The sequence below is a fragment of the Turneriella parva DSM 21527 genome (genome assembly GCF_000266885.1).
GTDB classification, from domain to species: Bacteria; Spirochaetota; Leptospiria; order Turneriellales; family Turneriellaceae; genus Turneriella; species Turneriella parva.
In genome coordinates this window covers 1,356,693-1,378,572 of record NC_018020.1, presented here as the reverse complement: position 1 = coordinate 1,378,572, position 21,880 = coordinate 1,356,693, and the positions used below count along the sequence as shown (strand labels likewise).

24 protein-coding genes and 1 pseudogene are annotated in these 21,880 nt (G+C 51.4%); 20 read left to right on the top strand and 5 right to left on the bottom strand.

From position 1 onward, the window contains the following. Nucleotides 1-33 precede the first annotated feature (33 nt). From TURPA_RS06665 to TURPA_RS21545, 5 genes are all read left to right on the top strand, one after another. Entirely contained in the window at nt 34-564 is a 531-nt protein-coding gene (locus tag TURPA_RS06665; protein WP_014802526.1) for an RNA polymerase sigma factor, read from the top strand. A 128-nt stretch (nt 565-692) separates the two neighbouring features. After that, nucleotides 693-1,529, top strand: coding sequence for a hypothetical protein (locus TURPA_RS06660; RefSeq protein WP_014802525.1), 837 nt, complete (start codon nt 693-695; stop codon nt 1,527-1,529). A gap of 47 nt (nt 1,530-1,576) precedes the next feature. Beyond that, nucleotides 1,577-2,515 carry an MBL fold metallo-hydrolase gene (locus TURPA_RS06655; RefSeq protein WP_041949049.1) on the top strand — a complete coding sequence of 313 codons (939 nt, stop codon included), beginning with the start codon at nt 1,577-1,579 and terminating at the stop codon, nt 2,513-2,515. After that, nucleotides 2,512-3,351, top strand: coding sequence for a hydroxymethylglutaryl-CoA lyase (locus TURPA_RS06650; protein WP_014802523.1), 840 nt, complete (start codon nt 2,512-2,514; stop codon nt 3,349-3,351). Before TURPA_RS06655 ends, TURPA_RS06650 begins: the two co-directional genes overlap by 4 nt. A 51-nt stretch (nt 3,352-3,402) precedes the next feature. Next, nucleotides 3,403-4,194: an enoyl-CoA hydratase/isomerase family protein gene (locus TURPA_RS21545; RefSeq protein WP_014802522.1), complete on the top strand. Its 792-nt coding sequence runs from the start codon at nt 3,403-3,405 to the stop codon at nt 4,192-4,194. A 31-nt stretch (nt 4,195-4,225) separates the two neighbouring features. Here TURPA_RS21545 and TURPA_RS06640 read toward each other — a convergent pair whose 3' ends face one another. Further along, nucleotides 4,226-5,014 (bottom strand): MBL fold metallo-hydrolase, encoded by a 789-nt coding sequence (locus TURPA_RS06640; RefSeq protein WP_014802521.1) that lies wholly within the window; start codon nt 5,012-5,014, stop codon nt 4,226-4,228. Between the two features lie 125 nt (nt 5,015-5,139). Beyond that, complete coding sequence (locus tag TURPA_RS06635) at nt 5,140-6,159, bottom strand: DsbA family protein (protein WP_014802520.1); 1,020 nt, start codon at nt 6,157-6,159, stop codon at nt 5,140-5,142. Between the two features lie 456 nt (nt 6,160-6,615). On the opposite strand from TURPA_RS06635, the pseudogene TURPA_RS06625 reads away from it, so the two are divergent. The 13 genes and pseudogenes from TURPA_RS06625 to TURPA_RS06555 form a co-directional block, all read left to right on the top strand. Continuing rightward, nucleotides 6,616-7,840, top strand: a pseudogene (locus tag TURPA_RS06625) (IS3 family transposase); the annotation flags it as partial. A 49-nt stretch (nt 7,841-7,889) separates the two neighbouring features. After that, on the top strand, nt 7,890-8,792 hold the full coding sequence (locus TURPA_RS06620) for a YheT family hydrolase (protein WP_014802518.1): 903 nt from the start codon (nt 7,890-7,892) through the stop codon (nt 8,790-8,792). A gap of 9 nt (nt 8,793-8,801) precedes the next feature. Further along, nucleotides 8,802-10,043, top strand: a complete 1,242-nt coding sequence (locus tag TURPA_RS23755) for an SCO family protein (RefSeq protein ID WP_169314407.1) — start codon at nt 8,802-8,804, stop codon at nt 10,041-10,043. A gap of 20 nt (nt 10,044-10,063) precedes the next feature. Continuing rightward, a complete protein-coding gene (coxB, locus tag TURPA_RS06605; protein WP_014802516.1) occupies nt 10,064-11,161 on the top strand; it encodes a cytochrome c oxidase subunit II in 1,098 nt (365 codons plus the stop codon). Nucleotides 11,162-11,174: 13 nt separating this feature from the next. Then, the gene (ctaD, locus tag TURPA_RS06600) at nt 11,175-12,848 is read left to right on the top strand and encodes a cytochrome c oxidase subunit I (protein ID WP_014802515.1); all 1,674 of its coding nucleotides are present in this window, start codon (nt 11,175-11,177) and stop codon (nt 12,846-12,848) included. Further along, on the top strand, nt 12,848-13,645 hold the full coding sequence (locus TURPA_RS23750) for a cytochrome c oxidase subunit 3 family protein (protein WP_014802514.1): 798 nt from the start codon (nt 12,848-12,850) through the stop codon (nt 13,643-13,645). The genes ctaD and TURPA_RS23750 overlap by 1 nt, the downstream gene beginning before the upstream one ends. Before the next feature lie 11 nt (nt 13,646-13,656). Beyond that, a complete protein-coding gene (locus tag TURPA_RS06590; protein WP_014802513.1) occupies nt 13,657-13,980 on the top strand; it encodes a cytochrome C oxidase subunit IV family protein in 324 nt (107 codons plus the stop codon). 217 nt (nt 13,981-14,197) lie between these two features. After that, nucleotides 14,198-15,523, top strand: a complete 1,326-nt coding sequence (radA, locus tag TURPA_RS06585; protein WP_014802512.1) for a DNA repair protein RadA — start codon at nt 14,198-14,200, stop codon at nt 15,521-15,523. Nucleotides 15,524-15,595: 72 nt separating this feature from the next. Beyond that, nucleotides 15,596-16,753, top strand: coding sequence for a hypothetical protein (locus TURPA_RS06580; RefSeq protein ID WP_157210424.1), 1,158 nt, complete (start codon nt 15,596-15,598; stop codon nt 16,751-16,753). A gap of 145 nt (nt 16,754-16,898) precedes the next feature. Continuing rightward, nucleotides 16,899-17,600 carry a hypothetical protein gene (locus TURPA_RS06575; protein WP_014802510.1) on the top strand — a complete coding sequence of 234 codons (702 nt, stop codon included), beginning with the start codon at nt 16,899-16,901 and terminating at the stop codon, nt 17,598-17,600. A gap of 420 nt (nt 17,601-18,020) precedes the next feature. Further along, on the top strand, nt 18,021-18,248 hold the full coding sequence (locus TURPA_RS06565) for a DUF6364 family protein (RefSeq protein ID WP_014802509.1): 228 nt from the start codon (nt 18,021-18,023) through the stop codon (nt 18,246-18,248). After that, the gene (locus TURPA_RS06560) at nt 18,241-18,693 is read left to right on the top strand and encodes a PIN domain-containing protein (protein ID WP_014802508.1); all 453 of its coding nucleotides are present in this window, start codon (nt 18,241-18,243) and stop codon (nt 18,691-18,693) included. Before TURPA_RS06565 ends, TURPA_RS06560 begins: the two co-directional genes overlap by 8 nt. A 169-nt stretch (nt 18,694-18,862) precedes the next feature. Then, on the top strand, nt 18,863-19,360 hold the full coding sequence (locus TURPA_RS06555) for a hypothetical protein (RefSeq protein ID WP_014802507.1): 498 nt from the start codon (nt 18,863-18,865) through the stop codon (nt 19,358-19,360). 137 nt (nt 19,361-19,497) lie between these two features. On the opposite strand, the gene TURPA_RS06550 is transcribed toward TURPA_RS06555, so the two are convergent. Then, on the bottom strand, nt 19,498-20,175 hold the full coding sequence (locus TURPA_RS06550) for a tetratricopeptide repeat protein (RefSeq protein ID WP_041948364.1): 678 nt from the start codon (nt 20,173-20,175) through the stop codon (nt 19,498-19,500). A gap of 216 nt (nt 20,176-20,391) precedes the next feature. On the opposite strand from TURPA_RS06550, the gene TURPA_RS06545 reads away from it, so the two are divergent. Both TURPA_RS06545 and TURPA_RS06540 read left to right on the top strand, forming a co-directional pair. Next, nucleotides 20,392-20,703 (top strand): BrnT family toxin, encoded by a 312-nt coding sequence (locus tag TURPA_RS06545; protein ID WP_041948363.1) that lies wholly within the window; start codon nt 20,392-20,394, stop codon nt 20,701-20,703. Then, complete coding sequence (locus TURPA_RS06540; protein ID WP_014802504.1) at nt 20,678-20,953, top strand: BrnA antitoxin family protein; 276 nt, start codon at nt 20,678-20,680, stop codon at nt 20,951-20,953. Before TURPA_RS06545 ends, TURPA_RS06540 begins: the two co-directional genes overlap by 26 nt. Nucleotides 20,954-21,108: 155 nt before the next feature. On the opposite strand, the gene TURPA_RS06535 is transcribed toward TURPA_RS06540, so the two are convergent. Continuing rightward, nucleotides 21,109-21,381, bottom strand: a complete 273-nt coding sequence (locus TURPA_RS06535; protein ID WP_014802503.1) for a lipoprotein — start codon at nt 21,379-21,381, stop codon at nt 21,109-21,111. Nucleotides 21,382-21,483: 102 nt separating this feature from the next. After that, the gene (locus tag TURPA_RS06530; protein ID WP_014802502.1) at nt 21,484-21,855 is read right to left on the bottom strand and encodes a nuclear transport factor 2 family protein; all 372 of its coding nucleotides are present in this window, start codon (nt 21,853-21,855) and stop codon (nt 21,484-21,486) included. Nucleotides 21,856-21,880 lie beyond the last annotated feature (25 nt).

Below are 21,880 nucleotides of genomic sequence, written 5' to 3'. Positions count from 1 at the left end.
TTTACTCAATGACTTGCTGCCTCACACTGCTTCATGCCCGAAGTGGCTGACGATTCCGTAAACAGTCTCTTCAGAGACCATAAAGGGCAGCTGCTCAAATACCTGCGCACATTCGTCGGCGAAGATGAAGCGCACGATGTGCTGCAAGATGTCTTTATTTCTTTTTTAAAGCAGAAACGCGAAGAGAAGATTCGCACACAAGACGAGCTGTCATGGCTCTACCGCTCGTGCCATAACCGCGCGATCGACTATATTCGCAAAGGCAAGAAGCTCACGCACTTCACCGAAGAAAAATTCGACCGCATCGAAGCACCCGAAGAGAACGCGAAAACCCGCGCCTGGCACGAACTGCGCGGCACGCTCAAAGAGCTGGCGATTCGCTTCGACAAAAAAGGCGAAGGCATTCTGCTCTTGCATATGCTCGAAGAGGGCAAACCCAAGCTCTTGATCGCCGAGACTCTGGGTATCTCTGACCGCCACCTGCGGCGCCGCGTCTCGCAGCTCTTTCAGTTTTTTCAGCTTGAACTCAAGAAAATGGGCATCGAAGCCATCGAGTTGGATTGATGAGCGTTTTATGTCTCATGCCGTTTTCGAATATGCGCTCGATGCGAAATTTTATGTCCGAGGTTGCCGATAATTGCGTATCATCATCAAGAAGACAAAGGCCTAAAACCAGAGTCTGAGAGCTAAAAATGGCGCGCAGCAGCAAAATACCGTTAACCGCACGCAAGGCGAAGGCGCACACCCTGACGCTCGCCGACACGCTTTTCGCCGCCGCGACCCATAAAATACCCGACGCAGCCGGGCAACTTTTGCCCACAAATGAAAAGGCACGAATTGCTGCCATCGCCGAATTTCAGAACACCCACAGCGAAAAACTGTCGCAGCTGAAGCCGGTTACAGAACCTCAGAAATCCTCATCTCTGATTAGCCCCGTCGTTGCCGCCTGGACCCGTATCACTTCAGTAAAATACCTTTCGGTTGCGGCGTCACTCGTCGTCGCCGTGGGGGCAGGCATCTTGCTGGTGAACCCTTTCGGCGAAGACGGCATTCATATCGAAGACGAGAGCGGCCAGAGCGCGATGCACAGCGAAGTGAATGCGCACGAAAAAAGTGTTTCGCTGAACTTCATGCGCAAGCGCAAAAAAATCGGTGAAATTACAGTCGGGCAGGGTTCGCGTCTGCGCGTCGTCAAGACGAGCAATGGCGAAGCATTTCGCTCAGAAGTGGCGTTCGCCGGCACTGAAGCTCATTTTAAACTGCAGTACAGGGGTAAGGCCTCGGTCATTGTCAATAACGGCCCCTTTAAAGCAAAGGTGCGCATGTCGCAAGACAACCACCAGGATGTACACCTGAAATTCAAAGAAATGGGGTCACCTTTGCCTTCAGGTGAGCCCCAGTTTGAAATCGAAGTCATCAAGGGCAACGTGCAGATTGCCGAAGTCGACGACGAAGACGATTTCGAACATTACAAAGAGGGCGAAAAAGCCATCTTTAGTCTTTCAGATCAGGATAGCGAAAGCCTGTAGTCCCCTGAATGTGGTTTTCGCCCCGCGAAAACTACATTCACTGCCGCATGACCACAACTATTGATTGTGAATATGTCATGCCTAAAGTAGCAGCTGCCTACCTGCTGCACTGCGGCGACAAGGCATGCTTCATCGACAACAACACGAACCATGCAGTGCCGCTGCTGCTCGCCGCGCTCAAAGACAACGGCTTCAAACCTGACGACGTCGCCTATATCATCATCACGCACGTTCACCTCGACCATGCGGGAGCCACCGGTCTTTTGCTCGAGCATTGCCCTAAGGCAACGGTGATTGCCCACCCGCGTGCGGCGCCGCACGTGATTGACCCGTCACGACTCGTGCAAAGCGCGCAATCGGTCTATGGCGAAGCGGAGTTCAAAAAGCTCTATGGTACAATTCAACCTGTACCGGAGTCACGCGTTTATATTCCCGCTGACGGCGAGGTGATGCAGGTGGGTGACACCGAATTGCAGTTCATCTATACCCGCGGCCATGCAAACCACCACTTCGTGATTCTCGACCGCAAGACAAACAGTATCTTCACGGGCGATTCATTCGGCATCGCTTACCCCATGCTGCAGCATGGTTCAAGGCCCTTTTTATTCGCCTCAACCTCGCCGACCGATTTCGATGCAGCCGAAGCCCGCGCGAGCTACGCAAAGATCGTCGCGACAGGCGCGGCGCAGGCATACCCGACACATTTTGGGGTGTGGAGTGATTTGCGTGCCGGGCATGCGATGCTCAGCGAACACATGACGCAGATTGAGAAGATTTTTGAGGCTCTGAAAAGCGGCGACACCGGTTCTGCTGAACCCTATGCCTTTGCGCGCTCTGCAATCGAAGCATGGTTTGCGGGCCAGTTGGCAGAGCGTGGCATCAATCTCACAGCGGCCGAACAACAAATGCTGGGCTTAGATATCGATCTCAATGCGCAAGGTCTCGTGTTCGCGGCCGCCCGCGCGCGCAAGAAGGCGGCAAAATGAGCGCAAAGCAACTTGAAATCTGCGAAGTCGGCCCGCGCGACGGCCTGCAGTCAGCAGCGCAAATTCTGAGTGTCGCCGCGCGTGTCGCGTTCGTAGAGCAGCTTGTCGCTGCAGGCCTCACTAAGGTCGAAGTTGGCTCGCTCGTCAACCCCAAGCTGGTACCGACAATGGCCGATTCAGATAAAGTTTATTCTGCGTTGCAACCAACAGCTGCTGCGGCATCAGCCGAATTTTCTTTGCTCGTGCCGAACCCGCGGGGTCTTGAGCAAGCGATCGCGATCGGCTGCAAATCGATTGCATTCTTCACAGCAACTTCTGAGACATTCAACCAGAAGAACATCAACCGCAGCGTCGCCGAGTCGCTCGCAGACCTTACACCTATGATCAACCGCGCGCGCACAGCCGGCATGACGACTCGGCTGTATATCTCTACCGTATTCGACTGCGCATACGAAGGCACGATGGACGCAGTAAATGATCTGAAGCGTTTCGTACCGCTCTTTACGCAGGTAGATGAAATCTCTTTAGGCGATACAACTGGCCGGGCCACGAAAAAACAGGTATCCGATCTAGTGGCATCTGGACTTCTCGCCAATTTTCACGATAAAATCTGGTGGCATTTTCATGACACCTATCGGCTTGCCGCAGAAAACGCAACCTGGTGTATGCAAAACGGCTTTCGTAAGTTCGACTCATCAGCTGGTGGCATCGGCGGCTGCCCGTTCTCGCCCGGCGCGAAGGGTAACATTGCAACCGAGAAGGTACTGCAGCTTGCCGATGCGGTCGGTCTTCAACATGGTGTAAAGCTGCCTCTGGCGCTACCTACGCCCGAATAAGCCCGGGAAAACTTGCTGCCTTGCCCATGAATTTATTCATGGGCAAGGCAAATGCAAACCCTTTATGACCACAAACAGCTCAGAGCAACGCTCGACGGCAACGGTGTCTGCCATGTAGAACTCAACAATGCAAGCCAGCTGAACGCGCTCAACACCACCATGGCCGCGGGCGCGGTTGAGCTTGCCGAAATTATTCAGAAGTCTACGGCCCGTGTCGTGGTTTTCACCGGCGCCGGCCGCGCTTTCTCTGCCGGCGGTGATCTGAACTACCTGATAGAACTCACAAAACTGCCCGCGGCCGAATCTGCCGCGGCAATGCTGCACTTCTACAAATCTTATCTCTCATTGTTCACGCTGCCGCTGCCTACCATTGCCCACATCAACGGCCCCTGCGTCGGCGCCGGCTTCTGCCTCGCACTCGCGTGCGACCTGCGCTTTGCGGTTTCGAACAGCAAAGTCGGTATGAACTTTGTGCGCATCGGGCTAAACCCCGGCATGGCCGCAGAACATTGGGCGCACCTCGGCCACACTCCGCTTCTGAACGAAATGCTGCTCACGGGAAAGATCTACAATTCGTCTGACATCCGCCTGAGGGCGCTCTTTAACCAGGTGGGCGCCAGCGAAGAAATTGAGGATGCAGTGCTATCATGCGCCCGGGCGATTGCTTCGGCATCGCCGCAGTCGATCGCGCTATCGTTGCCGCTACTGCGGGGCCACACGCTGAGCCGTGAAGAAGTAATGCAGGCCGAAGCTGCCGGCCAGGGTATTTGCATGAGCACCGGGCAAATTGCCGAATCGGTAGCAGCCCAGCGTGAAGGCAAAAGTTTTCGCTTTGAACGGTAAATTTTAAGCATGCAGCGATTACGCTGCCTGCTTAATGAAATACAAACTGCTGCCCGTCAAAAGCCGGCTCGGCGACACCCTGCCATTTTTCGAGTAGTTCAGTATGCAGGTATTGGTGCGAAAGGTGACCGATATAACCCCGTGCAGGCTTGTACTTTTCTATCAGCTCGAGCCCCTCTGCATGGTTGATATGCGACATGTGGGGTTTATCGATCGGTGAACCGAGGTATAAGACTTCAAGACCTTCGAGAAATTTTTCGTCTTGCGCATTGATCTCTTTAAAATCGGTCAAATAGCCGAATTTACGGTTCACCACGAAACCGGTGCTCAACACCCCCGCCTTGGGTATGTGAACCAGCCGAATCGGCTGAATTTTCATACCGGCGATTTTGAGCTCTTCGTAACCGTCTTCTTCATTGCCGGGAAATATCTTCAGGCTCAGGTGCGGCACGTTGCTGTAGACTGCCCGCTCGCGAATATACGGGTAGCGGCTGAGAATAATTTCATGCGTCTGCGGGTTTGCATAACAGACCAACTCTGCCTTGTTATCAAACGTAAACGGCCGAAGATCGGGCAGACCATCGAGGTGGTCGTAATGAAAGTGGGTAAAGAGAACAGCATCGAGCGAACGCACCTGCTGTTTCAGCATCTGGTAACGCAGGTCGGGGCCGGTATCGATCAGCACGCGCCCATCTTCTTCGAGCAGAATTGCTGCCCTGTGCCGCTGGTTCTTTTCGTCCGCTGAAGTGCAGACCTTACACTGGCAGCCGACTATCGGCACACCAGTCGAGGTGCCGCTGCCTAAGACAGTGACTCGCATATTTTTGTGTGCAGGTCACCCTTCGACTGGCTCAGGGTGACAATAATATTGCCCTTGCGGTCTGCCGATCGTCATGGTGAGACGCAGTCTCTGCTTGCAGTGCTTGTCGAACCATGACTTGCCTATCACGAATCAAGCAGCTTGTCGATTGCCTGCTTCATCGCTTCGTACGAACGTTCTTGCTGATAGAGAACGCCGTTGATGTAGATAGTGGGAGTTCCCCTGACACCTATCTTTTGCGCATAACGCATATCGGCTTCAATTGCCTCACGCTCTTTGCCGTCTTTGTCGGCCTTACATTGTGTGTAGGCCTGCATATTGAGGCCGATGCTCTGCGCTATGCGGTCGAGCTGTGCCGGCGACATATCGAGTTCTCGGCCGTTGTAAGGTATCGAAAAAACCTTCGTCTGAAACTCAAAATATTTCGCCTGTTTGCCTGCACACTGCGCGGCGATATGAGACGGCATTGCCTGTGGGTGAAAGTCGAGCGGAAAGTTGCGGAACACCCATTTGATTTTACCGGAATATTCGGCTTTAAGGCGCTGCACGTCACCCTGCATCTGGCGGCAATAGGGACATTCAAAGTCTGAAAATTCAGTAATGACAACCTTTGCATCAGCTTTACCCCAGAACGGTTTGCCGTCGTTAACGATTGTCAGTGTCGGTGGTTTCGGTTCTTGCAGGTTAAACTTGAAATTGTATGCTTTAAACAGTTCAGAGGTTAATCCGTCGCGGGCGCCTTTTTCAGAGTTATTAATCAGCTGCTGGCGAATGCGGTCGCGCACGATTGCGAAAGGCTGATTGATACGCTGTTTATTATTTTCGTAGAACTGGCGTATCATTTCGTCGGTCACGTTGCCGCGCCGCTTAGCCAGTTCGGTTTCGACAAACTTGTCTACCGGTAGATTGCGCTTTTTAGCTTCGGCTTCGAAGATTTTTTCGCGCGCGGTTTCAAATGCGGCCTGCTGGCGAATCTGAAACTCTTTCTGGCGAATTTCGTAGAATTCTTGCTCGTTGTTTTTTTCAACATCTTTCGTGGTGACGTTGCCGCCATCAAATGTTGCTATGGTTTCATTGGCCCCGCCGCAAAGGGTGCTGGTTGAAACACTCAGAACCAAAGCGAGAACCGTAAGAAATTTCTTCATAAAATCAGCGCATGGAGCAGCCGAGTGGCTGAAAAGCACTTTTGCGCAATGGGTCAGAAAGTTGCAGATAAATCAAAAACCCACGTATTCGTGGTTATTCACAATCTGGCCGCAATATTCCACAGTCGTGCACATTTCTTGAGCCTGCTAAGCAAGCATGTTGAGCCTTGCAGGGTAAGATGTCAAAAAAGTTCATCGATAAATATGAGGAGACATAATATTTACAAGGGTTTTAGGCGTTTTCCACATATCCACACGGTTATTGTTATTGTATAATTTAAGATATATATTATATTATATAAACAACAGTGTGAAAACTGCTAGCAGATGCCCGTAATCACGTCTTCATACCAAAGCCCGCGATTCTTTAGAAATCCTCACTTTCACACGGTTGCTGTAGCGACCCCCTAAATCACCGGACACCTTATCCTGCTCCTAAGACATAGGAGTAGTGATATGAATAATGATAGTACTAAGGCTAAGGTAGAGTTAGTCACAACCGTCCAGCGGCGGCGCAGATGGTCGGTCGCGGAGAAACTGGAGATTCTGGTAGAGGCCGAACAGCCCGGTATGAGCATGTCGTATGTGGCCCGAAAACATGGAATCGCAGCGACGCAGATTTTCAAATGGAAAAAGCTGAAAGAGGCTGGCGCTCTGACGGCTGTTGGCAGCGAAGAGGAAGTATTGCCCGTATCGCAGGTCAGGCAGCTCCAAGAGCGCATCCGTCGGCTGGAGAGCATTTTGGGTCGTAAGACGGAAGAAGTTGAAATCCTCAAGGAAGCCGTGCGTATTGGACGCGAAAAAAAACTGATCTCGCACAAGCCATTGCGCGGCATCGAGGGTTTCGAGTGAATCAGGTAGCGGATGTATTGCGCGTATCTCGATCCAACCTCTATGAAAGCTTGAAATCCTCACGACGCGGAAATAAAACCGACCAGACGGTAGATGAACGAGTACTGCCGGAAATCCGACGCATCTGTGATGAAAGACCGACTTACGGGTATAGACGCGTGACAGCAATGCTCAACAAAACCCTTGAAAAACAAGGCTTTTCACGCGTGAATAAGAAGCGCGTCTACCGATTGATGAAGGTGCACCAGTTGCTGCTGCAAAAAGTTGCAAGCCGTCGCACCCTTGTGCATGATGGCAGAATCATCACGGCGAAAAGTGACGTGCGCTGGTGCATGGATATATTTGGCGTGCTTACCTGGGATGGCACTCACGTCTGGGTGGCGTTTGTTCTGGATTGCCACGATCGGCAAGTCATCAATCACTTTAGCAGCACCGTCGGCATCGACGGTCTGAACATTCGCGACATGCTGCTCGGTGCAGTCGAAGAGCGCTTTGGCAAGGCTGAATGCCCACACACCATTCAACTGCTCAGTGATAATGGCCCACAATTCACGAGCCGTGAAACGGTTCATTTTGCATCTTCCATCGGCTTTCAAGTCTGCACGACGCCTGCCTATAGCCCTGAAAGCAACGGTATGGCCGAAGCATTTGTGAAAACATTCAAGCGCGATTACGTTTACATAAATCGCCTTGAATCCGCGTGGAAAGTAATGCCGCAGATTTCAGACTGGATGCATGACTACAACCATCATGCGCCCCATAAAGGCTTGAAGATGCGTTCGCCGGTTGAATACAGGAACCTAATGGCAGCAGGTTAAGCTGTCCGGTTTTCGGGGGTCACTGCAGTTGCCTGCGCGCTGCTGAGAAAAAGGCCTCGCGTGCAGTATTATCGCGAACGGCTTGAACTCGCCGATGGTGATTTTGTCGATCTTGACTGGTCGCTTGCCAACCAAAAAGAATTCGGCAAAAAACCGGGTACAAAAAATAATCAGCTCGTGATTTTAACCCACGGCATGGAAGGTTCGAGCCACAGCAAATATATTTTGCACACAGTATGCGCAGCAAACGCTGCCGGCACCTCGGCAGTTGCATGGAATATGCGGGGCTGTTCGGGCGAACCGAACCGGGCACTGCATTTTTATCACAGCGGCCGAACCGAAGATCTCGCAGCGGTCGTGCGGCATGCACTCGCGAAAGGTTTCAAAAAGATCTGGCTCGCCGGTTTTAGCCTTGGCGGTAACCTCACGCTGCTCTACGCTGCGCGTGAAGGTAAAACTATCGCGAAAGAAATTCAGTCGGTCGCGGCAGTCTGCGCGCCGGTTGATCTCGTCAGCTCGCAGGCGCAAATTGAAGCAAAAGAAAATCGCCTTTACCTGAAACGCTTTCTGCGCGACTTTCATGCAAAGTTCAATACCAAAACGACCAGGCGCGGCTACCGCATCGATACCAAAAAATTCGCGAAACGTATTCGCACGCTTGGCCAACTCGACGCCCACTACACCGCCCCGTGGAACGGGTTTCCCGATGAAAAGGTTTATTACCAGCAGTGTAGCTCGCTGCCGGTATTGAATGCAATTCGGGTGCCGGCGTTGCTGCTCAACCCCATTGATGACCCGTTCTTGAGTCGCGAGTGCTACCCGCAGCGGTTTGCCGGCAAGAGTAAAAACTTCACACTCGAAATGCCAGAGACCGGCGGCCACTGTGCGATGCTGCTCAACCTGCGCATGTCGGCGTCTTTTATGGAAAAGCGGCTGCTCGAATTTTTCAAGATCATGCAGTAGATCGCAAATTTGAAAAACTCGTTTCACCCTGACCGGCTTCGCAGGCATGCCTTGGTGCATATGAGGATTTCTCAAGTTCTGTTATCGGTCGCCTTAATTTCGACGGCCACGCAGCTTTCTGCAGATCTGCCAGCGGTCGGGAGACACGATGTCTCCGAGCCGGCGGCGCCAAGGACGGCGTTGCCGCAGGTGGGGAGACACGACGTCTCTGAGCCGGCGGCGCCAAGGACGGCGTTGCCGCAGGTGGGGAGACACGACGTCTCTGAGCCGGCGGCGCCAAGGACGGCGTTGCCGCAGGTGGGGAGACACGACGTCTCTGAGCCGGCGGCGCCAAGGACGGCGTTGCCGCAGGTGGGGAGACACGACGTCTCTGAGCCGGCGGCGCCAAGGACGGCGTTGCCGCAGGTGGGGAGACACGACGTCTCTGAGCCGGCGGCGCCAAGGACGGCGTTGCCGCCGGCCGATGATACCATCGCCAAAACACCCCCTCCGGCCGAGGTGACGATCGAAGAGCAGATTGGCGGCGATCTGTCAAAACTTGTGCTGGTCGATGAAAATGGTAAAAATGTCACGTTGGGTCAACTTGCCGACGGCAAACGCCCTGTTATTATAGCGCCAGTTTACTATAATTGCCCCCACCTGTGTACACTTACTCTGAATGGGCTTTTGCAGGCGATTGAAAAAGAGAACCGCTATGCGCTGGGAAAGGACTACCTGGTCGTCGCGTATAGCTTTCACCCTGATGAAAAGCACCAGCTGGCGCAGGTGAAACAGAAAAACTACCTCAGAAAATTAACGCAGGTGACCGACCAGAACCTTGACGGTTATATATCCCACTGGCGGTTCTTTACCGGCAGCATCGAGAATATCGCGGCGATTTCGAAAGCGATCGGTTTTCGCTACCTGAAAGAGACGTCGACGAACCCGCGCAAAAAAGACGTTGAATATGTTCACCCCGCGGCGCTGATCGTTACCACACCCGACCTCAAGGTTTCGCGTTATCTCTATGGAGTCGAATATGCTCAGACCGATTACCGCCTGGCGCTGCTCGAAGCGGCAGACGGCAAGGTTTCAAAAACAATCGGCGACAGGTTAATGTTGACCTGTTATAGTTTTGACCCGGTGAAGCGCAAATACAGTTTGGTGGCTTGGCGCGTCATGCGCCTGGGCGGTATTGCCACCTTAATTCTGGTGGTTCTTCTGCTTGGGGTGCTTTGGTACCGCGAAAGACTCAAGCGCGCGAAAGCGTAGCAACGAATTAGGGGAAAGTAATGACGAGTTTTATCCATGCAGCACTGGGTTTTATTACCCATGCACCCACGGCATCGACCGTTGCCTCTGAAGTCAAGTTTGCCGCCGACCTGATCAATGGTATCAGCCTCGTCGCTTTCATTCTCGTCGAGGGTGTGTTGATCTACTTTGTGATCAAATACCGCCGTCGCAAGGGTGAAGCCAACAAACAAACGCTTTACCTCACCCACCATACCACAGCCGAAATCATCTGGACTGTGCTGCCGACCCTGATTCTCGGCGTCATCTTCTACTACGGCGTCGCGTCATTCGTGAAACTGCGCAACATGCCGAAAGACGGCGAAATCATTCAGCTTACCGGCCGCCAGTGGCTGTGGGATATTAAATACCCATACTGCGTAAAAAACGCGAAAACAAACGCTGAAAAGTGCATCAAGCTCACCAGCAAGAACGTTAACCCCACCGAAGACAGCATCAAATCGAATAAACTACAAGATGAACTGCAAAAAGACCAGGTTCGCTTTGTTGTTGCGAAAGGCCGCAAGTACGTGATGCAGATGACTTCGACCGATGTTATCCACAGCTTCACTATCCCCGCATTCTACGTAAAACAAGACGTTGTGCCAGGCCTGACCTCGCGCCTGTGGTTTGAACCCACAACTGTTGGCGAATTTGTCATTACCTGTAACGAATATTGCGGCGACAAACACTCGGGCATGCTCGGCATGATTCAGGTTATGGAGCCTGCCGACTTCGATAAGTGGAAGGCTGAAAAGCTCGCGCTGCTGCAGAAAGAACTCGACCAGGACGCATCGGGCGGGCCGGTCGACGAGACAGCGCTTATTGCCAAGGGTAAAGAACTCTACGGCGCGAAAGGTTGCCTTGCCTGCCATAACGTTTCAGGCGCAGCGGGCGGCGCCGCGCCGTCGTTCAAAGGTCTCTACGGCAAAGAAGAGATTCTCACTACCGGTAAAATCAAGGTCGACGACGCCTACCTGAAAGAGTCGATGCTGAAGCCTGCGGCGAAAGTCGTTAAGGGTTATGCACCAATGCCCAACATGGGTGTTGAAGAGGGCGATGTGAAATACCTCGTTGCTTTCATCAAGTCATTGAAATAAAAAGGGGAGAACGATGTCATCTATAGCACACTCTGCAGATCACGCACACGGCGATCACCATGAGAACTTTCTCAGCAAGAAAGGTATCATGTCATGGCTCTCGAGCGTAGACCACAAACGCATCGGCCTTCTGTACCTTTACACCGGCCTCGGCGCATTTCTCATCGGCGGCGTATTCGCGCTGCTGCTGAGAACCGAACTGATGTTTCCCGGTAAGACGTTCGTCGACGAAAAGACCTACAACGTACTCTTCACGCTGCACGGCTCGATGATGATCTTCGTGTTCATCGTGCCCGGCATCGTCGCTTCGTTCGGTAACATCTTTATGCCGATTATGATCGGCGCGCGCGATGTGGCTTTTCCGATTCTGAACCGCTTCAGCTATCAGGTATACCTCTTCGGTATCGCCACGATTCTCGTGGGCCTCATTGACCCGTTCAACTGGTTCGGTGGCCCCGCAGACACCGGCTGGACATTTTACACACCTTACAGCGCGAAGTCAGGTACCAGTGTCATCACCATGACGCTCGGCGCATTCACGCTCGGTTTCTCGTCGATTCTGACGGGTCTTAACTTTGTGGTGACAATCCACAAGATGCGCGCACCGGGCATGACCTGGACGCGTATGCCGCTCTTCTGCTGGGCGATCTATTCAACTTCGCTCATTCAGGTGCTGGCAACTCCCGTTATCGGTATCACGCTCTTTCTTCTGATTGCCGAACGCTTCTTTGGCATCGGTTTCTTCGACCCGGCTTTGGGCGGCGACCCGGTGCTCTTTCAGCACTTCTTCTGGTTCTATTCGCACCCGGTAGTTTATATCATGATTCTGCCAGCGATGGGTGTGGTTTCAGAAATTCTGCCCGTGTTCTCACGCAAGCCGATCTTCGGCTACAAGGCGATTGCCTACTCTTCACTCGCGATCGCGGGTGTGAGCTTCATCGTCTGGGCGCACCACCTTTTTGTGAGCACGCTCTCGTCATCGGTTGCTATCTTCTTCTCGTTTCTGACGTACCTCGTCGCGATACCCACGGCGATCAAGGTCTTCAACTGGATCACCACGCTCTACGGTGGGCAGATCGACCTCAAAACCCCGATGCTGTACGCTCTGGCATTCGTGTTTCTGTTCGCGATCGGCGGCCTGACAGGTCTGCCGCTTGCAGCACCTGCGGTGGATGTCAGCTATCACGATACCTATTTCGTGATCGCGCACTTTCACTACACGATTCAGGGTGGTACCGTGATTTCGCTCATGGCCGCACTCTATTACTGGATGCCGAAGATATCGGGCCGCATGTATAATGAGAAGTTCGGTGTTTACAGCTTTCTCTTTGTGTTCATCGGTTTTAACCTCACATTTATTCCCCAGTTTCTCATGGGCACACAGGGCATGCCACGCCGTTATTACGACTACGAGCCGATGTTCCAGACATACCACATGCTCTCGACCATCGGCGCATATGCGCTCGGCATTGGATACTTCACCGCAATTCTGAACATTGTGATCTCAAGCTTCAAAGGCAAACCCTGCGGAGATAACCCGTGGAACGCCAACACGCTCGAGTGGAAAATACCTTCACCGATGCCAGAACACAACTTTCACGAAATACCAACGATTACCGAGTGGCCATATGAATATGGCCGCGACGGCGAGCCGACAAAGTACTCGGCTAAGAAAGGGGCGCACTAATGGGCTCGAATCAGGCAGGTTACACAACCTACGAAGGCCGCACCGTACGCGACGGCAGCCTCTGGGGCAACCCAGCGCCGCTCGTCTATTCGATGTCGCGTTTCGGCATGTGGCTCTTTCTTGCCACAGAGATTCTGCTCTTTGCGATTCTCTTCACAGCGTATGCGATTGCCTATTACCGTGACGGCGAAGCGTTTCATGCTTCGGCGAAAGAACTGAGCGTCGCCTTCGGCGCCGCGAACACAGTCATTCTGCTCTTCAGCTCATTTACCGTTGCCTGGGGCATCGAAGCAGTCAAGCGCGGCAACAACCGCCTGATGCTGATTCTGTTCGGCATCACGATCGCTTGCGGTATCGGCTTCTTGATTAACAAGAAGTTTGAATATGGCCACAAGGTGCACGAAGTTGAACTCGCGAAAGCGGCGATTGCACCTGAACTCTACCAGGCGCTCAAGGCCGACAACAAGTGCGAAGACACGTTCGACAAACACCACGGTGAAGACGTGATGGTTGAGAAGTGCAAGGTTGTGCCTTTCAACCTCGCCAACATCGGCAGCACTGACAAATCAAAGCCAGCGTTTGCCAGCATGTTCTTCTTTCTTTACTTCATCATGACAGGCATTCACGGCCTGCACATTGTTATCGGGCTTTCACTGCTCGGTTGGGTAATGTACAAGGGCATCAAAGGTGAGTTTCACCCCGGCTGGTACACTCCTGTTGAGGTTTCGGGCCTTTACTGGCACCTTGTCGACCTTATCTGGATCTACCTGTTTCCGCTGCTCTATCTGGTCGCATAAGGAGAGATAACATGGCACACTCAGAAACCGGACACGCACCGCACTCGCACATGAAAGAGCTCACGCTCACTTTCGTGGGCCTGATTATTCTGACATACGTCACCGTCAAAATCGCGAAGCTCGACTTCGGCTCGGTAGCGGTGAACATCTCCATCGCAATGTTCATCGCATCGATCAAAGCCGGCCTTGTGGCTCTGTATTTCATGCACCTCAAATGGGAAGAGAAGCTCATCGTCTTTTTCGCTGCGCTTTCGATTCCGTTTGTGATTCTGATGGTCGCCACCATGGTGTGGGACGTCGCAGAAAAAACAGCTGCGCTGAACTACGTAAAGTAATCTTCGTTTGGTGCGCAGCAAACAGGCTGCGTTCGCCTTTCTTGTCATGCTTCGACAGGCTCAGCATGACAAGGGTGCTTGGTTCTTTAGCCGGGCTCTTGGTCTTCTTGCAGATTGAATCGTGGCTTGAATACAATAGCATTCCCAATATTTTATTGTCATGCTGAGCCAGTCGAAGCATGACCTGAAAAAAAGGTAGCCTCGGCTGTTTCAACAAATGCAAAAACCCAAAAAAGATAAAGTCTCTTACCTCTGCACCGAGTGCGGTGATTCGTTTGCCAAATGGTACGGGCAGTGCCCTTCGTGCAAGGCCTGGAACAGCCTGAGCGAGAACCGCTTTGCTGAGAGCCCAGCAGGGTCTTCTGCGGGGCCTGCAGAGGGCGCGAAGCTCATTACCTCAACAACAACCGCAGAGCCGCTCGTGAAGACCGGCCTCAGGCAATTCGACCAGATCTTGGGCGGCGGCGTCATGGCGGGCGCTGTGATTCTGATCGGCGGCGAACCCGGCATTGGCAAGTCGACGCTGTTGCTCGAGGTGCTTCGCAGCGCCGCGGGCGTTTATGTCACCGGCGAAGAGAGCCTCGCCCAGGTTCACGCGCGCGCGGCGAGGCTTGGTCTCAAAGACAATCTCGACATCGTGCAGGGTAACAGCCTCGCGCAGATCTTTGAATACGTTCACGCGAAAAAATCGAAGCTCGTGCTGATCGATTCGATTCAGACGACATATACCGACCAGCGCACCGGCTTTGCCGGCTCGCCTGCGCAGATTCGCGAAGTTACACAACGCATCGTTGAATTCGCGAAATCAAATCAGGTGGCGTTTCTGATTGCCGGCCATATCACCAAAGATGGCCAGATTGCCGGGCCGAAACTGCTAGAGCATGCCGTCGACACGGTTATCTATTTTGAACAGAACCCGACGAGCCGTTACCGGTTCTTACGCGCCGTAAAAAACCGCTTCGGTGCCACGGGCGACGTCGCGATTTTCGAAATGACCGCAACGGGCTTTCGCGAAATCGAGAATGCCGATTCGCTGCTGCCCGTGCAAGAAATCGGCGGCATCGGCAGCTGTTTATTTCCGCAGCTTGAAGGCACGCGCGTGATGCCGCTCGAGATTCAGGTGCTCGTCACCCCGACGGGCTTTGCCAATGGCCGCCGCATTGGTGAGAATATCGAGCTCTCGCGCATTCACCTGATCGCGGCGATTCTGGAAAAGTTCTGCTCGCTGAAACTCTCGCAATGCGACATTTTCGTGCGCGTGAATGGCGGCACGCAGCTCAGCGAACCCGCGGGCGACCTCGCGCTCTTGTGCGCAATGGCGTCGAGCTACCTCGAAAAGCCGCTGCAAAAAGGCCGCGCCGTCGCAGGCCAGGTGTCGCTGACGGGTGAAATTCGCGCCGCCGGCGGGCTTGAAGAGCGCCGCCGCGCGCTCGACGCGTGGAATGTCAGCAATGCCCTCTGGGGCGGCGCTGCGGCAGTGTCAGAAATTCGCCGGGGCGAGAAATTCGTGCAGCTGATCGAACGCGAATTACCGTTTCTCTAACCTGAGTTTGCGAAGCAAACTAAGGTTAGAGAAATGATTTTACATACGCAAACTGTTATGCAGCTTGCGCGCATGAACGCATTCGTTAACAGAACCAGAACTTACTTGATCCTCATTATGGCGACACTTGCCATCAGCTGCAAGTCGACGGGTGACAAGCCCGAAGGCCCAGCCCAGGGGGGCTGGATCACCGTCACGGGCATCGCCGCGATTCAAAATGGCAACCTTGGTCTTGCAAAAGATGAGGCGCTGAAAGACGCCAAGCGCCTTGCGGTGCAAGAGGTGCTTGGCAGCCTGGTGTCGGCGCGCACCGATGTGAAGAACTTTCAGCTCGTGAGCCAGAAGGTGACGAGCAAATCTGAGGGCATGATCGAGACGTTTGAAATTCTTTCGGCGTCTGCGGTTTCTGATGTCGAATACCATGTGAAGATCAAAGCGAAGGTGAGCGAAGCGATGATCAACGAGACGATCGCCGAGGTCGTTGCGTCGCAGGGCAAACCACGCATGATGGTGCTCGTCGACGAGTCGTTCAACGGCAAGAGCGACCCAAACAAAATTGCGCAGACCGAACTCGAAGCGCAGTTTATCGCGCAGGGGTTTCCGTTCGTCGACAAAAGCACAGTTGAAAAAATCGTCGCGAAGAATCGCCGCAAAATCGCTTCGGCGCTCAGCGGCGATAACTCTGCCGCGAAGTCGATCGGTGTCGATGCCGGCGCAGAAATTATTCTCGTGGGTTCAAGCCGCGTGAAAGAGGCGGGCAAAATCGCCGGGTCGCAGCTGATCTCGGTGCAGGCCGACCTCAACCTGCGCGTGATTGACATCAACACCGGCAAAATTCTGACCGCCGGTCAAGAGCATGGCGCGTACCCGCATATCAACGCCGAAAGCGGTGCGGTGAACGCCGTCAAAAAAGCCGTCACACCGCTCAGAGAAAAGCTCGTCACCGACATCGTCAAACTGTGGGACATCAACCGCGGCAACACGATCACGCTGCTGATTACCGGGCTCGACTATGAAAAGCTCATGGTGCTGCGCGGCGAACTCACCGAAAAGGTGCGTGGCGTCAAAGCCGTGAACCCAAAAGGCTCTGCCGGCAAGGCGGCCAAACTCGAGGTGGAGTTCGAGGGGTCATCGTTTGACCTCGCCGATCGCCTGCTCACCTCTGGCCTCAGCATTAAGCTCAAGATCGGCGACGTCAAACCCAACGCCCTCGACGCCAGCGCAAAGTAGCGTTGGCTGGCTACTGGGCGGCCTGCGCTGTCATGCGCGGGGGTGTGTGACTTCGTGTTAACAGCCGCTTTTCTGAATGGGTAAAGCGGTTTAGTTTGTTGCGTGTAATAGCAGTTGTGTGAAATAGCATGCGGGAGATTGTTCTATGAAAAAGTATTTGTTTCAAAATTTAATTATTTTTGTCCTAACCGTAACATCACTGCAACCGTCGGAAAAAGCCATTTCATCTCCCTTTAAGCGTCATACGTTTGAAATCGGCGGCTCAATTGGTTTCAAATTCTGGACAGAAACTTATGCGTACGAATATGAAGGTTCGCCTAACAAGTACGACAACGCATACACTTTCTACAAAAGATATTCCATTGATTTCGCCCCGCAATTAAGCTACTTCTTGATAGATAACCTGTATGCCTATTTTGGACCTGAATTCGGTATAATTGGTACGGCGAGTCGCACTTACAACATAGCAACCCAGGAGTTTTTGTCCGAATGGCCCTTTTACTATAGAACCACTTTCAGGCCTTACCTGGGCTTTGGGTACATCATTCAACTTGGTGAAAGGTTGTATCTATCTACCTCTTTGGATTTCCAGTTAACAAATTACTCATTTAACAAATCAACTAGAACTGGCTATGAAGCCCGGGAGCCAGATCTATCTAGAATAAATCTGCGAATAGCGCCAAAATATCGACTGACCGAAAGCGTTTACTTGAATCTATTTCTTGTGTTATTCTACGAAACAGATCGTCTTCACACTAAGTTCGCCTCGCAAATTTCGATAGGCACTCCAATCGACAATTTAGGCATGAGCCTCTTCTACGGAATTTCTAAAACGATTTCCTTCTAAGCATGCTACTTCACACAACAAGATTTACCTGCTGCGCTCGCTGCGGTGCCGTAGCTTCACCGAAGACGGAGACCTTGAGAACGGTCGCACGTGCTCTGGAGGCAGAGACCCGAAAACAGGTCGCGGCCCTACGCGCCATAAGATCGCGGACCAAGCACAAGCGGGACGCTTGTTTTGTGCTTGGCCGCGAGGCGCTGCGGGCACATTTGGCGACGCAAATTGGCTTTACAGATTAAAATAATGACACAAGCGTCACCAAACGTCAGGTAAATTCCACGTTAGGCGCCATAACTAAAAAATTTTGGTTCTAAAATTCCAAACTGAAAGACGAGCGAACAGAGCATAAACGATTTGAAAGCTGCATCCTGTGTTATTGTGTTTATTTGTTGACGTGACCGAAGGTCTGGGCACTAATTCTTCATGCTCAAGAATATTACGCTGCGGATAGACGAGAATACTCTAAAGAAAGGGAAGCATATTGCCGTTGAGCAAGGCAAATCTCTTTCCAGATGGGTAACTGAATTAATCGAGAAAAGCGCATACAATGCTTCAGAAGTAAACAAAGCCAGGTCGCATGCCCTGAAGATAATCAAAAAAGGAGTTAACCTAGGTAAAGGCAACTTCTCCAGAGAAAGCGCGTATGAATGATCGATTACGAGACATCGTAAATGCAGAGGTGTTCATTGATACAAATATTCTATTTTATGGTGTTAACATCGCTAATGCAGAGAAATATGCACAGGCTGGCGCCTTATTAGAACTCCTCTGGCAAAAGGCGTCACTTCCGAGTATAAGCACCCAAGTCTTACAAGAGTTTTACGTCACTTTAATCAGAAATAAAGTTAAAATTGACGAGGCTCAGAAAATCGTAAAAGACTATTATGTTTGGAATGTTGTTCCCACAGATACCAAGATCATAGATGAAGCCTTCCAGATACAGAAACGTTACGTTTTATCCTTTTGGGATTCTTTAGTATTGGCCTCTGCCCAACAATCCCACTGCGCCTATGTGCTTACTGAAGACTTAAATCACGGACAAAAGTACGGTAAGACCACAGTTATAAATCCTTTTCACAGTGGTTACGGCGCCTAACAAAATTTACCTGCTGCGCTCCGAAGGCGGAGACCTGCGAATTCGCTTCGCGAATCCTTGGTCGCGCTGCGGTGCTCCGGGTTTTGCGGCGCAAAACCCGGACTTCACCTAGGACGGAGGCTCGGCTTCGCCTCGTCGCAGGCAGGCGCTTCAGACGCATTACCAGAATATGCAAAATAGCAAAGGCCACTTTCTGCAAAAGATCATGCAGCCTCGTGCAAAGAAAATGCAGACATTGCCATTTACCACGGGCTTTCGTATGATTCTGATTTGGTCGTTCTTGGCGCCTATTCAGAATTATCCTCAGCAAGAGCTCAGTGGCCGATATGAAATGATCGATGCGAAAGGCGTCCGATACTATATTTCTGGAAACCCTCAGAAATTCTGCGCCATCCATTTTGTATTTCCAAGGAAAAGTGAAAATAATGAGGTTAATTACCAGAGTTCTCCGGATGATGTTCGAGCCGTCAGCAAGAAGGATTGTTCTCGGATTGAATCACTGCTTCTAAATGCAGTAAAGAAAGCAAAAAAGATATCCGTCTCCGACTTAAAGCCAGGTTTTATGATACTAAAAACCATGGGAAAGACCGAAATGTACTCAATTCAGTCAGAGCAACAAGAGTTCTTAGAGCTCAGCACCTATCTAAGAAGCTTCTGGATACCGTAAACGATAGCGACGCGGTAGCCCTTCATGGCTACCGCTAGCCAAGCAGCAACGTCACAGCGTAAAATCCATATGGTCTGAAGAAGTTGCACCCTGGTTATCCGTCGCCATTCTTGGCGACGCTTTTTCGTAAGCTAATTTTATTTTGATTTGGTACTGGACGAGGCTTTCTTTTTGCCATCGAGAATTTCTATTACGGTACGCTTAATCTCTTCATATTTTGGTTCGCCAAGATACATCTCAAAGGTGCGGTGCTCTCTTCCACCTTTATAATATCCATCAAGATGAAAGACTCTTTCTTTCGGTCCTATTTCGCCCAATTCCCGAGATATTTTGGTCGTTGCATCATATGACCCTAATGAGATGCGATAATCTTCTTTGCCGTCTGCCGTTAATACAACGAACGCATAGCGTACGGCTCGTTCGCCTGTAAGCTCGAAAAATTCTAAAGCGAGCACACGGAAGCCTTTTCGCACAAACTGTTCGCGACAGTATGATTCCCGCCCTGCACGTTCTTTCGCACCCAATTTTCCGTAGAGCGCGAAAATTTCGTTGCGGGCGCTATCAGTTTTTGCAGCGTCTCCAACGGCCGCGTAAGCCTGTACCAGCTTCGCATGAAGTTGAAAATCCGTTGGTCGCTCTAATTTGAGTATTTCCCAAAGCTCCGCGGCCCTGGCTGGTTTGCCGCCAAGGTGAGATGCCATCCCTCCGTTGTAGAGTGCGTCAGAATGTTTGGGCTCAAGCTTAAGTACTTGTTCGTATTTCGCCAACGCTTGATCGAACTCTCCGATCTCGAAGAATTGATTGGCTTCTTCCATGATTGGAACTACCTTGGGATTTATTGAAAAAGCGGACGTGGCACAAAACAGACAAGAAATTAAGCGCATTAGCAGTTGTTCCGCTCTCCACGGGGCGGTCTATAATTTTTCATCGCCTTACGTCTTGCGAAACCAACGTTGTCTGCAAGGGAGAGACGAGAGATTTTACACAGAAAAGATTGACAAGGCGCTTTGTTGTATATATACAGTATATACGTGACTGTTCCGGATTTCACGGAAATTGGGGGCTTCGACTGGAATTTCGACAATGTACATAAGCTGCTGAAACGGCACCGTGTTACCACGGCTGAGTGTGAGCAGGCTTTCTTCAATGAACCCTTCATCGTGTATGATGACCCAGAGCATTCGATCAAAGAAGACCGATATTATTCCCTCGGTGTTACAAATGAATATCGTCACTTGACTATCATCTTCACAATGCGGGGCCGCAAGATCAGACCACTATCAGCCCGACCAATGACAAAAAGCGAGGTAAAATACTATGAAGACATTAAAAAAGGTTCCTAAGTTCAAGTCCGAAACTGAAGAATCAGAGTTTTGGTCGAAACATGATTTGACCGATTACTTTGACCTGTCTAAGGGTAAGAGAGTCAAATTTCCCAACTTGAAACCAAGTACAAAACTTATTTCAATCAGATTACCAGAAAGTTTGATTGAAGATATTAAAGTATTGGCAAACCGTAACGACGTGCCCTACCAATCATTGATAAAAGTCTATTTGGCCGAATCGGTCAAAAGAGCGCGTAGATCGAATTGAGCACGCCACTGCAGAAAACGAAATGTACCTGCTGCGCTCCCTACGATGCCGTAGCTTCACCGAAGACGCGTGGCCCGCCTAACCACGGCGAAGATCGCGCGCCGTGGGGCATGACTGTCTCCAAAACGGTTACATTTATCGTGAATTGATAACTGCTACTTTACGCACAGCTCTTTGGTGCAAGGTGTGGTTTTCTTTTTATCTGAAAGGGGAATGATATTTGTTCCGAGTACGTGCACTACTTTAATGCCTTCACCACGGTGTTTTACCAGAGCGCCAATATATGTTTTTGCTGAATTTGTTTCGAGTATATACATTTCGCCCTTTTTCTTCAGAAGTTTGTACTGGTCTTTCGTAATTTTGCGGCCTTCGGGGTTTATGGCCGCCAAAGCCGCAGTTGCGCACAGTGCAAAAAATATTCTTTTCATGCGGCAGCATATGCTACCGGGCTGAGACCGCAAGCGCTAACCTTTAATTATCTACTCAACGGGGTGTGAATATGGCCTCGCCCTCACACGAGCGGCTTTGTTTCAGATTTTGCAGCAGCTGCCACCAATTACCTTGAAACCATCAGGAAACTCTTGCCATACTCGAATATACCTGAATTTGCCTTGTATCGATTGGCCCAGCATGACTCCGTTAGTTTCATAGACCGTTATAGAAATCGCCGTATCACCAATTGTACTTATTTGCTCAATCTTTAAGACCAACGAGTGCACGATCATATCACCTGCTTTATGTGAGGCCATGTCCATTGCCTTCGTGACCACAGTACCATTCGGTGCTATGAATAGCAGATCGTCATGTAGTACTTTATCTAACTGATCTGTATCGCTTGTTTTGATATAGTCAACCAACCGTTCTTCTAGTTCGGTTATTGCTGATTTCTGAATGCCGTGCATGCCGCAGAATCGCATTTATGGCTGG

Bases quoted from the DNA above. Each gene is read 5' to 3' on its own strand.
- TURPA_RS06665 (WP_014802526.1), top strand. From the start codon at position 34: ATGCCCGAAGTGGCTGACGATTCCGTAAACAGTCTCTTCAGAGACCAT.
- TURPA_RS06550 (WP_041948364.1), bottom strand. From the start codon at position 20,175: ATGGAAGAAGCCAATCAATTCTTCGAGATCGGAGAGTTCGATCAAGCG.
- ctaD (WP_014802515.1), top strand. From the start codon at position 11,175: ATGTCATCTATAGCACACTCTGCAGATCACGCACACGGCGATCACCAT.
- TURPA_RS06560 (WP_014802508.1), top strand. From the start codon at position 18,241: ATGAATGATCGATTACGAGACATCGTAAATGCAGAGGTGTTCATTGAT.
- coxB (WP_014802516.1), top strand. From the start codon at position 10,064: ATGACGAGTTTTATCCATGCAGCACTGGGTTTTATTACCCATGCACCC.
- TURPA_RS06535 (WP_014802503.1), bottom strand. From the start codon at position 21,381: ATGAAAAGAATATTTTTTGCACTGTGCGCAACTGCGGCTTTGGCGGCC.
- TURPA_RS21545 (WP_014802522.1), top strand. From the start codon at position 3,403: ATGCAAACCCTTTATGACCACAAACAGCTCAGAGCAACGCTCGACGGC.
- TURPA_RS06590 (WP_014802513.1), top strand. From the start codon at position 13,657: ATGGCACACTCAGAAACCGGACACGCACCGCACTCGCACATGAAAGAG.
- TURPA_RS06540 (WP_014802504.1), top strand. From the start codon at position 20,678: ATGAAGACATTAAAAAAGGTTCCTAAGTTCAAGTCCGAAACTGAAGAA.
- TURPA_RS06650 (WP_014802523.1), top strand. From the start codon at position 2,512: ATGAGCGCAAAGCAACTTGAAATCTGCGAAGTCGGCCCGCGCGACGGC.
- TURPA_RS06580 (WP_157210424.1), top strand. From the start codon at position 15,596: ATGAACGCATTCGTTAACAGAACCAGAACTTACTTGATCCTCATTATG.
- radA (WP_014802512.1), top strand. From the start codon at position 14,198: ATGCAAAAACCCAAAAAAGATAAAGTCTCTTACCTCTGCACCGAGTGC.
- TURPA_RS06660 (WP_014802525.1), top strand. From the start codon at position 693: ATGGCGCGCAGCAGCAAAATACCGTTAACCGCACGCAAGGCGAAGGCG.
- TURPA_RS06575 (WP_014802510.1), top strand. From the start codon at position 16,899: ATGAAAAAGTATTTGTTTCAAAATTTAATTATTTTTGTCCTAACCGTA.
- TURPA_RS06530 (WP_014802502.1), bottom strand. From the start codon at position 21,855: ATGCACGGCATTCAGAAATCAGCAATAACCGAACTAGAAGAACGGTTG.
- TURPA_RS06555 (WP_014802507.1), top strand. From the start codon at position 18,863: ATGCAAAATAGCAAAGGCCACTTTCTGCAAAAGATCATGCAGCCTCGT.
- TURPA_RS06635 (WP_014802520.1), bottom strand. From the start codon at position 6,159: ATGAAGAAATTTCTTACGGTTCTCGCTTTGGTTCTGAGTGTTTCAACC.
- TURPA_RS06640 (WP_014802521.1), bottom strand. From the start codon at position 5,014: ATGCGAGTCACTGTCTTAGGCAGCGGCACCTCGACTGGTGTGCCGATA.
- TURPA_RS23750 (WP_014802514.1), top strand. From the start codon at position 12,848: ATGGGCTCGAATCAGGCAGGTTACACAACCTACGAAGGCCGCACCGTA.
- TURPA_RS06655 (WP_041949049.1), top strand. From the start codon at position 1,577: ATGACCACAACTATTGATTGTGAATATGTCATGCCTAAAGTAGCAGCT.
- TURPA_RS06565 (WP_014802509.1), top strand. From the start codon at position 18,021: ATGCTCAAGAATATTACGCTGCGGATAGACGAGAATACTCTAAAGAAA.